We start from the raw sequence: 13,544 nt of genomic DNA on the forward strand, positions 1-13,544 counted from the left end.
CTTTCTTTCAGGTTGTAGTGCTGGAGGCGGACGCCCCATTCTACACGTTTCTTGTATTTAGCCATAATGATGGAAAAGTTTTATTCAGAGAGGTAAAGGTAGGCAATGCGTGTGAGAGTATGATGGTAGTGGCGGTTAAAGTGTGTGAAAGGGTAAGGATGAAGTTCATATACGCTCCGATATAGTGTTTTATACCGAAGCGTATATTAAATTATACCGCACGGTATATTTATTTATATCACTCGGTATAAACAGATATACCGCACGGTATAATTAGATATACCGAATGATATAATTCAATATATCGGATGATATGTATACTTCATCCTTAGGCTGTAGGAAGGTATAACAACAGGAGGAAGGGAGGAATGAAGAATGAGGAACGAAGAATTACCTTGCGGCATGCTTGCATAGCGCAGCCAAATTCTTCATTCTTCATTCTTAGTTCTTCATTAAATTATCATTTCCCAAAACGCGCCCGCCTATACCCAGCATAAATCATCAGCGCAAAAGCGCAGGCATACGTAATGAAGACGGCAGTCAGTCCCGGCGGTGTATCACCTCCGCCATACGAATGAAGACCGGACAGATAGTAGTTCACACCGAAGTAAGTCATCAGTACCGAAGCAAGTCCCAGTACGGACATGACGCTGAATGCATAATCCGAACGGAGAACGGGAAGAAAGCGTGCATGCAGGATAAAAGCATAAACTACCATCGTAATCAATGCCCAAGTCTCTTTAGGATCCCAGCCCCAATAACGTCCCCACGACTCATTTGCCCAAACAGCACCAAGGAAGATGCCCGCCGTCAGCAGATAAAGCCCTATATGCAGGGACATTTCATTGATGATGCGGAGTTCACGGATATGGGGCTGCAACAAGGCTACTTTCGACGGATTGCCGGCACTCATGAATGCAAGGGTAAGCAGACCGAGCAGGAAACTGATACCGAAGAAGCCATAACTTGCCGTAATTACAGCCACATGTATCATCAGCCAATACGACTTCAACACCGGAACCAGGGGAGTGATTTCGGGGTCCATGAAGTTCAGGTTGGCAACAAACAGGATGATACCTGCGAAGAAAGCCGCCAAAGCCAACGTCATGGAGGAACGCTTGATAAACAAAAGTCCCGCCAACGCTGTAGCCCAGGCCACATATATCATGGACTCATAAGCATTGGCCCAGGGGGCACGCCCGGATATGTACCAACGGATACCGATTCCGGAAGTATGCAACAAGAAGATCAGTACGACCAACGCCACCAAGGGAATGATAACGGTTTTCAGCAGACGGCGTCCGGGCTTCAGCAACCGCCCTACCACGAATATCAACAATAACAGTCCGACCGCCATATACCCCATAGCCGACCAGAAGAACAAACGTGCTTTATTATAAAACAATTCCCACGACACTTGCTTCTCCGTCAGCAAAGGTGTGGCGCTCTGCTTCTGTTGATACACGTTCATCATGGAAAGCACCTCTCCCGCGCTCTCCCATGTACCGGTACGCAAGGCATCAAAAGCTTCTCCCAGATACCACGGCATGATTTTCGATACGAACAGAGAGTCTTTCCCGGAATACACACTCAGATCATCTCCCGGAGAATACCATTTGCCACTCGTATCTCCCGGCAACGGGAACAGTGCAAACATCTTTCCTTGTTGCAGGGAATACAGGATATTAATCTTTTCGTCCAGCTTCAACAGGTCTTTTTCAAGCCGCGAACGTTCGGCTGCCGGACGGGAATATGCCTTGTCTACGGCATCGGAAATCAGATAGCTGCCATCTTCACTGAATACATCAAAGAAACGGATATATTTGCCTTCGGGCAGAGCGTAGGCTTGCGGCAATTCTTTATTAGTCTGGCGGATAAAGGGAATATTTCCCCAGTAAGACGGATTCATAAGAAAACCGATAATGACCTGTTCGGAACTAAGTCCTTCGAAAGTATCGCTACGGTAGATCTTGCGCAAGAGTTTGTCCGTATAAGTATCTACTGGTTCAATACGGCCTGTAGGACATTGTATCTGCATTCTCCCCCATTGTTCAGCCTGTTCCGCAGGGATGGTGTTCTTCAGCAGATGTTCCGTTTCTGCCTTTTGCGCAAAGGAAAGGGTGGGAAGAAAAGCCAGTAGCAAAAGAGGAGTCACCTGTTTCAATTGTTTTGCCAGTTGGCGGAAACGGGATTTTTTATCTGCCAGAGTCAGCAACATACCGGCAAGCAGCAGCAGATATCCGGCATACGTAATACCTGTTCCTGCCGTATCATTGTTGACGGTCAAGACGGTGCCCTGTTCATCGGCATCATAGGAGGACTGGTAGAGCCGGTATCCCTGTTCGTAAATCACCTTATTCATGTAGATGTGTTCGCTCCGTTCTCCCTCTTCCGTATGAATGGTAAGGAAACTCTCAAAAGAAGAAGGGCTATGAGAACCGGGATAACGAACTAACTTAAAGTCATCCAGGCGGATGGAAAAAGGTAACGGGCGTTGGTCTTCCGTTGTACGCATATGGGACACGGTTTCTCCTTCCCTGATATGCACAATGCCCTCAAAACCGAACATATTGGTCACCAATGCTCCCAGCAGAATTACAATGAAGGAAATATGCAATAGTAAGACTCCGTATTTGCGCCGGCTCCACAGACGTGCTTGCCAGGCAGTAGCACAGAAATTGAGTACCAAGAGAAATTGCAGAAGATAGAAAAGCGGATTGTTATAGATTATTTCCCTTGCCATTGCCGTCCCTTGCGCCTTCTCGACAAAAGTTGCGGCAGCCAGCAAGATCACATAATGCACCAGCAATATCAATGTTATCTTCCACGAGGTGAACATCGCTTTCAGGGAGGAGCTTACTTTTTTCATGCGCGGATATATCCTTTCAATTGTTTTATGATTGATCTGTCATTCTATTGAAACATTGTTATTCTATTGAAACATTCAACGTAGCCAACAATTCTGCCAGTGCCGGTGGTGTCAGTTGCTGGGCAGCATCAGAAAGAGCTTTCTGCGGACAGCAATGCGACTCGATAAACAGACCGTCGGCGTGCAAAGATATGGCTTTCTCGCAAATAGCCGCCAATAATTCACGTTTTCCTCCGATATGGCTCGGATCACAGTAGAAAGGCAATTCAGGAAAATGAGTATGAAAACGTTCCGCCAACTCCCAAAGGGGGGCATTGCGGTAAGGAGAACTATCTACCGTGCAGAAGCCACGATGAATGATGCGGATGTCTTTCAGTCCGGCCTGTTGAAGGCGTTCTACCGCACCAATCCATAAGTCTACGTCGGGACATACAGGATTCTTCACCCATACCGGCATATCGCACCCGCGCAGGGCTTCTGCCAGTTCGTGCATCATAAAAGGGTTGACCGTAGTACGCGCACCAATCCAGATCATATCCAGACCGGCTTTCCGTACAGCTTCCACGTGGCAGGGAAGTGCCACCTCAGTCATAACCCGAAGTCCCAGTTCCTGTTGTATCTCTCGCATCCAGTCCAGTCCTTCTTCGCCAACTCCCTCAAATGTTCCACAACGCGAACGGGGCTTCCACAAGCCGGCACGCAGAATGCCAACGCCCATCTCTTTCAATCCTCTTGCTGTTTCCAACATCTGCGTACGACTTTCCGCACTACACGGACCGGCCACTAAACCTATAGTTTTCATATTATAATAGTTACGAGTAACGAGCTAAGACAGTTACAGGCTACAAGCTACAAGTACCTTTCGGCATAATAACCGAAGTATCTCAATTCTCCTCCTCTTGGGAATTTAGATAGTCTGTAAATAACACGCCGAAAGGTACTTGTAGCTCGTAGCTCATGTAGCTCGTAGCTTTCTCACTCTTCGATAATCACACGGAAACCCACATTGTATACTTTCTGCCAAGGCAAATACGATCTGCGGTAGTATGTGGTGGACGCTTTCGGATGATCATTCCATGATCCGCCTCTAACCACTTTTTCCGCACCCGTACCTTGCGCCTTTTCATTGTAAGGATAAGGCAGATAATCAGAGGATGTCCATTCGGCAACATTACCCTGCATATCATAGAGCCCCCACGCATTAGCCTGGTACTCACCGCCTTTCACCATCAGCATATTGCCGTCATCCACACCATTCTCCTTGGGTTGATACGTGTAGTACTTATACCACGGATCATTCTCCCGCATCGGCATCGGATTCACTCCCTTCACTGCCATCTGATTCAGGTGCTTGTCAGCCAGATTCTCAAACTTACCAAAGTCTGTGTTCAAGGAACCATACCAGAACTCACCGTCGCTACCTGCACGGCAGGCCCACTCCCACTGAACCTCGGTAGGAAGAGTAACGGTCTTACCGGTCTTTTCACTCAGTTTCTTGCAGAATGCCATTGCCTCTTCCCAGCTCACACGGATGGCAGGCTGTTCAGGGTTGTTGGCAGGATAGCCCTGGTGTACATGGTCTTTCCACAATTGGCGGATGAAGCGGCTGTCATGTTCCGGGAAGATTGTGCGGAACTGTTCATTGCTGACTTCTATCTCACCCATCCAGAATCCTTTCTTCACAACTTGCTTATGAGCAGGAGAGTAATCGGAATGCCCTCTGTTACTACCCATCACAAATGAACCGGCAGGAACACGGACAAAATTCATCTTTACGCCCGGAGCCAATTCAATGCTCATTTTCGTTTCTCCTTCTTTGGCAAGCATAGTCTGGGCAGCGGCTTTATCAAACGGCCAGCCTTTGACTTTTACATCCTTGTCTTTATACTCCTTCCTTTCCGGTTTCACTGGGGCCGGTTTCTCTTGTCCTTCCAGGTATTTGGCATACGAACGGATCTCAGCCTGCCAGTCTACACCGGAGCGGGCATATTTCTCCGTCAATTCCGTACGGCGGCTGATTTGTTCCACTCCCTTAAATTCATTGGCTTTGAACTTGCCATGATAAGGAGCATTGAAGTCAATCCAGTTGTACAGAGCTTGCCATTCTTTGTCAGTCAGTTCCACTCCATGATGCCCCGTCTTCAATATCTTGATCAACGGACTCACGGAAGCATGATATTCATACGGATCGAGCACTTCAATCTCCGCTTCCGGACCTTGACGGTACACATAAGGATGCAGATTCAGGTAACTGACTCCAAAACCGGAGAACTTATCTATCTTTCCACCTGTAAAGTCAGCCAGTTTATTGGAACCATCGTGGCAGGCAATACAAGCACGATCCAGTACAGGCTGTACTTCCAGATCAAAAGTGAAAGAACGTACTCCACCTTCCGGCTTCGTAATCTCATGGGGCGCCATTGCCGAAGCTTTCACACGTTTCGGTATAGGCAATTGGTTCTGGTCTTCGTGGCAACCTACACAAGAAACAGTTTCTCCCGGCATACCGGTCAGCCAGCTACGCATCCACTGAATGGCACGTCCTTCCGAATCCAACGGCTGCAATGAAATTGGTGTATTGGCAGGAATCTTAAATATCGCGGAACCGTCTTCTTCTACAGGAACGGTCCCCAACAAGCGCTTGATATCCCAGCCGCTCTGAACACCTTGCGCCCAATGGTCGGACGGAGTTCTGTTATAAGCATATTCATAAGCAAGCACACGGAATGCTTTTACTGTACCACGGGGCACACCTTCCAGACCTTCACCCTCGTATATATCCTGAATGAATACGGTAGCCTCTTTACTGGCCGGATTAATCTTTTCAGGAATCACCGGAGGTACCGGACGCTGCACAACCGGAGTCGGGCAAATAAGACCTTCACCTTCAAATTCGGCAATCAACGTGAGGTTATCGTATATATCAATCAGATAGACTCCCCACAGGGCACTTTCATTCAGCTTAGCAGTAACCAGGAAATATTTATCGGTCAACGGATAAGGCTTGATAAACTGAGGCCATACGCCATCTACCAAGCGGTCTTTCACAATCGGTTCTATCTTACGGTCGCGGAAAGGCAATTCCTGTAACATACCTTTCTCCGACTTACGACTCTTTGAAGGATCAAACAACATCAAACGGCCGGAACGTGTCACACCATGATGACCGGAAATCACACCGATAAACTGTGATGAACCACCGGGCAGAGGTTTGGCATCGAACGTACTATTCGGGAAGTAAGAACCACTACCATACAAAGACTTCTGTTCCGTTCCGTCCGGATTCATGTGCATTACGAAGCGTGAGAAATAGTGAGTCAAATCCGTATATTCCCAACGTGTGTACATGATACGGCCATTATTCATAACCGTTGGCGCCCAGTTGGCATCCTGGTCAAAAGTCAGACGACGCAAAGAGCCATCTTTCGGATCATACAAGCACATATTACCTACCTCATCATTACCATTCACGCAAGGTACACCGTTATAACCGATATTGGATACAGCGATAAGCTTGCCGGAAGGCAAATAAGTAGCATCAAAGAATTCCAAATCCTTTTCCGGAGTCTCTATGAGTTTCTTCAAACCGGTACCATCCAGCTTCACCTCAAATACTTGCCAGCGGCGGTCGGTATCTACCATAGAGAACATCAAACGGTCAGCATCCCAATGTAATTTCAAATCAGGAACAGAGGAACCGTTGGTAGGTTTAAAGATAGTACGGGTCTTAACATCTCCACGCAAGTTGGATAACTCTGCAATCTCAGCATTAAAACCACCGCGTGAAGCGGAAGTCTGGTTGGACCAATTGTTATTCTGAGTACCCAGAGCACGCGGATTCACCTGACGGGCGGAAGTACCTATCTTGTAACGGCCGACAATGATCTTATCCATATCCAACGCTGTATTTGCCAGCAGGATATCACGCTTCAGTTGCAAAGCTTTGCTGGCAGCTTCCAGTGCAGAAGCTTCATTCTTATAAATACCGGAGAAACCTTTTCCGGTCAACAGCTTCAGTTCGGCAAGTCTGGCCTGGTTCGCATTCTTATCATAACCGGCATCTTTTGCCATATCATTATAAGCCTCTTCAATGGCACGCATATTCAGCCAACTCAGAGACTCCTGCAACTGATATACTTTCATAGCCTCCTGTGCCAGATTCAAATAGCCGATAACCTGATCGTCCAAGGTCGGTTTAGAAGCAATCTGGGCAATCTGGGCAGTGAAATAGGATTTATCATTCAGCAAATTAATGACTTCCGTTACTATATGCTTTTCGATACCGGCATCATAGGTCGTAACCAACGCTTTCATATCGCTTCCGCCGAATGGCAGGAACAAAGTAGCCTCTGTCGGATATTTAGCAACAAGATCCGAAGCAGCTCCGGCACCGGTAATCCCTTGGAGACGGAAAATCACCGTACCCGCAGAAGAGCGGTTTTCCAATCCGATCTCCGCCTCAAAGCGGGTATATTTCTTATCCAGAGGAACCACGATTTGCGCATTGGCATTTGCCATGATCGTGCGTTTGTAGGTTTTACCTTTCATAACCACATCCTGTCCCTTGGCATTCTCATTAAAGCGCAGACCACCGCTACCTGTTTTCTTGAAAGTACTTCTCAGGTCGTTCAGCCAAACCGAAGAGCCGTCTGCCGCCACTAATTTAGCATTTGCCCATACAGCCTGGTCATCTCCTGTACCATCTACAGTACCCCAGGTATAAAGCACCATTTCATCCAGTCCGGTTATATCCGCCGAGAAAGGCACTGCCGCCTCTTTTGCCTTAATTACCTTCGATGCAACCGGCAAACAGGTCTTTTGCATTTCCGCATGGGCCTGATTCTTAGCCGCAGCAATGCTTTCCGCCCACGTAGCAGGCGCTTTCACCTTCGCACTCGCCCTTCGCTGTGCCATAGTGGGAAGCGACAGGGCAATGCATACAGACATTACTAATAATTTCTTATTCATAATACTTTGTTCTAAAGTTAATCTCCTATTTTAAGTTCGGTAAGCGAAAATTGTCTATATAGCAGGCAGCGGATATCTTACCGACATTCTTCTTATCATGCAAGTTCCACACCACTTTACCGTTTTTATCTATCTCTATCAATTGCGGTTCATCCACCGTGGTATCTTTTGTATGTCCGTACCAGTTACAAATCAATAGATTCCCATTCTTCAATTGCAGGATTTGCCCTACAAACAATAAAGCAACTCCTTCAATATCCAGTGCATTTACCCGTTTCAACTCTTCGCCTGTCTTGCGGTCGATCACGATGTAACAATGATTGTCGCCACAAGGCAACAGCAGATTTCCATCAGGAAGTTCAAGAGACGAGAATGCCTTGCCCTCAATCTGATGCTCAGCGATGATCTTCCCTTTACGGTTTACTTCCAGCACTTTCTGTTTTGCCATTACCGGTATCAGATAATTGCTGTTCCGGAGTTGGAATACTTGTCTGAACTGGCTGTGGGGTCTTTCCACCTCCAGATTCAATGTTACTTTGTTTACTTCTTTACCTTTCTTATCCAATTCTATGAATTGGGCAGGAACACCACATATTCCCAATAACACGCCACCGTTCTGCAACAAGGTAGCTGATTGTAATTCTGTCTTGTCCGGTGTTTTATAATCCCAGACCACCTGATGGTCCCATGTCACGAGTTTTGCTCCCCGCTTATACGAATACAAGATTTCTCCCTTTTGAGTCAAAGCAACCGCATTACATTCTTCCCCTTTCTCCAAAGCATGCTGCCATTCCACTTTCCCCGTCTGTTTATCCAGCAGCAGAATATTCGGATTTCCGGAACCGGCAACCAAGAGTTTATCTTGTGCTGCCGCCCGAAATCCCATGGAAAGAATGATCCAAATAATTATATAAACCCTCATCATTCTTTTTGTAATCAGTGTTACTTATTCTTCAGTTCATTGAACAGTTCGAATGCCTGTTCCGGTTTCAGGTTTTCGTGTACCACTGCATGAACGGCCTGTATCATAGCGGCAGGTGCTTCCGACTGGAACACATTACGTCCCATATCCACACCGGAAGCACCCTCACTGATTGCCTTATAGCACAGTTCCAACGCCTCCAGTTCAGGAAGTTTCTTTCCGCCTGCAATCACTACAGGAACAGGACATGCTGCCACCACCTTTTCAAAACCATCACAATAATAGGTCTTCACGATATTCGCCCCATTCTCGGCAGCGATACGGGAAGCTAAACCGAAATAACGGGCATCACGTGCCATATCTTTACCAACAGCCGTCACTCCCATCACCGGTATTCCGTAACGGGTACCTTTATCCACTGCCTTGTACAGGTTGGCAACCGTTTTTGCTTCGTGGGCTGCATCTCCGATAGACAGCATGATTGCCATGGCCGATACATTCATACGTATCGCATCTTCAACGTCAATCAAGACATTGTCATTCAGTTCTGTAAGAATAGAAGTGCCGGCATCCGAACGAAGACAAACAGGTTTATTGGTACTGGGCGGTATTACCGTACGAAGAATACCGCGTGTACACATCAGGCAATCTGCATATTCTATCAACGGAACGATGTTCAAATCGATACGCTCCAAACCGGATGTCGGTCCCATAATAAAACCATGGTCAAACGCCAGCATCACGGTTCTGCCTGTCTTCGGATTGAAGATACGCGATAAACGATCCTTCATACCCCACGGAAGATGTTCCGCTCCTTTTACATGAAAACTATTATTAGTAGAAGCTACCCCCAAACCGAAATTGCAGCCTTCTCTTAAATCATCTAAATCAGCCATTTCTTATCTTTTCATTAGTTATTTATTATAAAGCTTTTGCGAACGCATCAAACATACACGACCAGGATGAAGCCCCGGAATCCGCGTACCCGATAGAACGTTCGCCGTAATTACGGGCACGTCCGAAGTTTGCTTTCATATCTTTAGTAGCTTCAGCACCTTTCACAGCTGCTTCGGCACCCGCTGCCAGGATAGCCTTCACATCAGCAGAATCACAAGCCTGAATGGCTTCCACCGCCGGTATCAGGGCATCCATCATTGTTTTATCTCCCTGTTTTGCTTTTGTTTGTTTTCTCACACCTTCAAGTCCACCTGCAAACATAGCTTTTACGCCTGCCACATCCAGTTCGATACCTTCCGCATGGTCGCTCATTCCCAGGAAGAATCCCCCCAGTAATGTGCTGGTCGAACCGCTGATCTCAAGCATCAGGTTAAAACTCATGTCATTCAGCATCGCCTTAAACTCAGTGCTCTTATCAGCCGTAGCAACAAGGGCGGACATGGATTGAACGATAGCTGTTCCATGGTCGCCATCTCCCAATACCGCATCCAGTTTTGAGAATTCGTCGGAGCGCTCCGTAATGCACACCAGCGCATTACGAAGCATCTTCTTGAAATCATCTATAGTCAGTTTATCCATCTTTTATTTACCGATAGTCGTCCAATAAGGAGCATTAGACATTTTATTGTTCAGATAATCGATGTGATCGTCATCCAGCAAACCAAGAATCATCTGGAAACCTGCCTGTTCCTGAACGGTCAGCAACTCACCGATACGGGCAGCAGCCACTTCGATTCCGGCATTTTCCAACACCTGATGCGCTTTGCGATAAACGATATTCATCTCCATGTGCGTAGTTGCCCCCACACCGTTAATGATTAATAAAACCTTGTTACCGGCTTTCGGCTGTAACTTCTTCATCAGCAAACCGATCATTTTTTCGGCTGTTTCATCGGCAGAAACCAATTGCTTGCAACCGCCGCCACCTTCTCCATGCTGCCCCATACCGATTTCAATTTCACCGTCCGGAAGGTCGGAGATGGTCATGCCGTTTTGCGGATGGGTACAGGATTTCATAGCCACTGCCAACGTAGCCAAACGTGCATTGAAACGTTCACCTATTTCAATAATCTCGTCCAACGACTTACCTTCTTCAGCGGCAGCTCCAACGATTTTAATCAAAGGAACACAACCTGCCAGACCACGGCGATCTTCATCCGGTGCATCCAATCCGGCACTGATATCATCGTGTGTCAGGATAGTCTTTACCTTAATGCCTGTACGTTCAGCCAACTGGCATGCCATGTTTGCACTCATGATATCACCGGAGTGGTTCAACACCACAAGCAAGATACCGGCCTCACGTTTGAACATCTGCAAAGCCTGGAACAAGCGTTGTGCACCCGGAGCTGCAAAAATATCACCGACTACAGAACAGTCCAACATTCCGTCGCCCACGAAACCGCTTAATGCGGGTTCATGACCGGAACCACCCAAAGTGATCACAGCTACTTTATCTTCAGCTTTCGCATGTGCACGCACAATAATATTTTCTCCGCCGATGGCTACCTGATTACTATAAGCCATTACATATCCTTCCAGCAATTCAGCTGTCAGATTATCCGGATCATTTATGAATTTATTCATCATAGTTTCTTTCTACTAATTGATTATTTATCAAACTGCATTAACTCCAAAGCAATACCTTCTTCTTCAATGAAAGCAATTGTCAGATTCTCTCCACCCGGCATCGGTTCAACCAATACTTTTGCACCTTCCAGTTCGGCTGCCAGATCATCTACTTCATAAGCGATATGTGCTACTTTCTGAATCAGCTCAGGCATCCAGCTGCCTTCTTCGAAACGCAAGTATTCTATCTTATTGGGGCTTTCATTAAAGTTAGTCAGCCATACCTTCAATCCTTCCGCATATACCTCACCCGGTTGCGGTGTGGTGGTCGGTACTCCAAAATGATTAATCTTTCTCATGGTATTCTTAATTATTGAATGATTTACAAAGCAGCCTGTCCATTAGTAAAACGCAGACCATCATTATCATGGTAACATGCCCACTCATCTACAATGGCTCCCTCAGGACCGGCCATCATAAAGTGGAAAGTACCCAGCTCTTTCAGACGGAGAACATCACCCACACTCTGTTTCACGAAATTCTTGCTCTTGATAGGACCGTGAGATGCCGGAACCGCAGGAGCATTCGGAGTTTCATCTCCTACTTCGGAGAAGTTATAAACCCAACCGTGATTTACCATCCACGACTCGTGTTTCGCAGGGAATGCCGTTTTTACATGGGCATGTTCCGGAATCATCTGTCCCGGCAACAAGTAAATAGCATGTGCAAAATAACCATATTCTGGATCGTTTACCCAGAAAATGCCTCCCATACCTACATTCTCAAAGTCGCCCAAACCGAAATCTGTAAACCAGATATCTTTCTCCATCAGTGGAGTGTAAGGCACGCCATAAAATTTAAACATATCAAGGAATGCTTCTTTAGCAGCTTCCTGGTCAAACTTTCCGTCTTTGTAGAAGTCAGCATTCGTGTACTTCTTCTGATACGTTGCCTTTTCCTGTGTCATAACTTGTTCTGTTTTTTTAGATTCTGCCGTACAAGAAGCGAGTCCCATACCGCAGGCGGCAATTAATGCCAGGGTTAATACTTTTTTTAATCTCATGTACTTATCTATTTTAATGGTTAATAATCAGCCTCAGCAAAGCACTCCCATTCCTTCTATCTCTATCAATAGTTCCGAACGGCACACATCTGTTAAAGTATAGATGGCAGGTAAATCGGGATATCGTCCTGTCACTACCAGTTTTGCTTTTTCCATATCTTCCCAACGTTTCACGTACACGCGGAAGGTGATAAGGGTAGCATTCTCCGTAGCAGGAATACCGGAACTATTGAGGTTATCACGGGATACCAGATATTCTATATTCTCCAAGGTAGTCAGGGTTTGCTGTTCAATACCAACGCCTTCCAGACTCTGTTCACCACGAATAGCTGCTGTGCCCGATACGTATACGAAACCATGATCCTCTTTCCATACAGCCTTGGCACGTTCGAACTTCGGAGTGCTCTTTTGAGGAAGAGCCGCATCTTTTTCTCCCAATAATACATTCTGCGAGTAAGCATGAGCGGCAATCTGCAAAGGATTATCCACCCCAAGGATCCGGACACTTCCATCTTTACAAAGTAAGGCATCCACATCAATCATAACGCCACCCCACTGAGTCCCGATACCGGTAGCTGCCGGATAACCGGTAGTCCATTCCACACCATTATAGAATAGCGAACGTGCATCATTGAAATCCTGATAATGCTGGTGACCGGTTGCATCGCAAGCTGTTATCTTTTCAATATAGTTCCATTGACGTATGATTGAGGAAACAGGCATACCTTCCGTTTCCAATACCCTGGCTATCCTGGAGAATACTTCATGAGATTGCTCACGGATATTCTGATGTAGTACATCTCCTGTCACACCACTCAGAAACAGGCGTTTACAACCTTCTCTTTCGATCGTGATATAAGGCAAATCTCCCAGTATCCGATATTCAATGTGATCTTGCTCTGTCAGTTGCACTTCATGCACTTCCATCACCAATCCCATACTCTGAGGCGGTTGTGCCACATAGCTTACGGAAGGTTGCTTCTCTTTAAAAAGCTCTTGCACCGCTTCCCTGATGCAAGCAAAGCGGGCTACATATTCTTCATTATCCACCGGTGCATCGAATATCACTATACGTACAGGAGTATGAATAGCTTTATATTCCGCCAGTAGCTGCGCCAACATTTCCTCAAAGGGAGCTTTATCAACCAACAGGAAATAATGGATAATCTCTATATTTTCGTGTGTAATCATGGTCT

The 13,544-nt window shown here is 46.4% G+C and carries 10 protein-coding genes; all 10 read right to left on the reverse strand.

What is annotated here, in order from left to right:
- Positions 1-460: 460 nt before the first annotated feature.
- The 10 genes from ccsB to K6V21_RS24360 all read right to left on the reverse strand — a co-directional run bounded on the left by ccsB (position 461) and on the right by K6V21_RS24360 (position 13,539).
- Complete coding sequence (ccsB, locus tag K6V21_RS24315) at positions 461-2,869, reverse strand: c-type cytochrome biogenesis protein CcsB (protein ID WP_224320168.1); 2,409 nt, start codon at positions 2,867-2,869, stop codon at positions 461-463.
- A 58-nt stretch (positions 2,870-2,927) separates the two neighbouring features.
- Positions 2,928-3,671 carry a phospho-2-dehydro-3-deoxyheptonate aldolase gene (locus K6V21_RS24320; RefSeq protein ID WP_195653039.1) on the reverse strand — a complete coding sequence of 248 codons (744 nt, stop codon included), beginning with the start codon at positions 3,669-3,671 and terminating at the stop codon, positions 2,928-2,930.
- A gap of 173 nt (positions 3,672-3,844) precedes the next feature.
- Positions 3,845-7,837, reverse strand: a complete 3,993-nt coding sequence (locus K6V21_RS24325; RefSeq protein WP_224320169.1) for an SUMF1/EgtB/PvdO family nonheme iron enzyme — start codon at positions 7,835-7,837, stop codon at positions 3,845-3,847.
- 25 nt (positions 7,838-7,862) lie between these two features.
- Positions 7,863-8,762, reverse strand: a complete 900-nt coding sequence (locus K6V21_RS24330; RefSeq protein WP_224320170.1) for a hypothetical protein — start codon at positions 8,760-8,762, stop codon at positions 7,863-7,865.
- Positions 8,763-8,779: 17 nt separating this feature from the next.
- Positions 8,780-9,655 carry a 3-hydroxy-5-phosphonooxypentane-2,4-dione thiolase gene (gene lsrF, locus K6V21_RS24335; protein WP_044263231.1) on the reverse strand — a complete coding sequence of 292 codons (876 nt, stop codon included), beginning with the start codon at positions 9,653-9,655 and terminating at the stop codon, positions 8,780-8,782.
- Between the two features lie 25 nt (positions 9,656-9,680).
- Positions 9,681-10,295 carry a dihydroxyacetone kinase subunit L gene (locus K6V21_RS24340; protein WP_224320171.1) on the reverse strand — a complete coding sequence of 205 codons (615 nt, stop codon included), beginning with the start codon at positions 10,293-10,295 and terminating at the stop codon, positions 9,681-9,683.
- Between the two features lie 3 nt (positions 10,296-10,298).
- The gene (locus tag K6V21_RS24345) at positions 10,299-11,306 is read right to left on the reverse strand and encodes a dihydroxyacetone kinase subunit DhaK (RefSeq protein ID WP_224320172.1); all 1,008 of its coding nucleotides are present in this window, start codon (positions 11,304-11,306) and stop codon (positions 10,299-10,301) included.
- A 20-nt stretch (positions 11,307-11,326) separates the two neighbouring features.
- Positions 11,327-11,644 (reverse strand): VOC family protein, encoded by a 318-nt coding sequence (locus tag K6V21_RS24350; protein ID WP_025726315.1) that lies wholly within the window; start codon positions 11,642-11,644, stop codon positions 11,327-11,329.
- Positions 11,645-11,667: 23 nt separating this feature from the next.
- On the reverse strand, positions 11,668-12,348 hold the full coding sequence (locus K6V21_RS24355) for a hypothetical protein (protein WP_224320173.1): 681 nt from the start codon (positions 12,346-12,348) through the stop codon (positions 11,668-11,670).
- A gap of 33 nt (positions 12,349-12,381) precedes the next feature.
- Positions 12,382-13,539, reverse strand: coding sequence for a hypothetical protein (locus K6V21_RS24360; RefSeq protein ID WP_224320174.1), 1,158 nt, complete (start codon positions 13,537-13,539; stop codon positions 12,382-12,384).
- Positions 13,540-13,544 lie beyond the last annotated feature (5 nt).

The sequence above is a fragment of the Bacteroides cellulosilyticus genome (assembly GCF_020091405.1).
Taxonomy (GTDB): domain Bacteria; phylum Bacteroidota; class Bacteroidia; order Bacteroidales; family Bacteroidaceae; genus Bacteroides.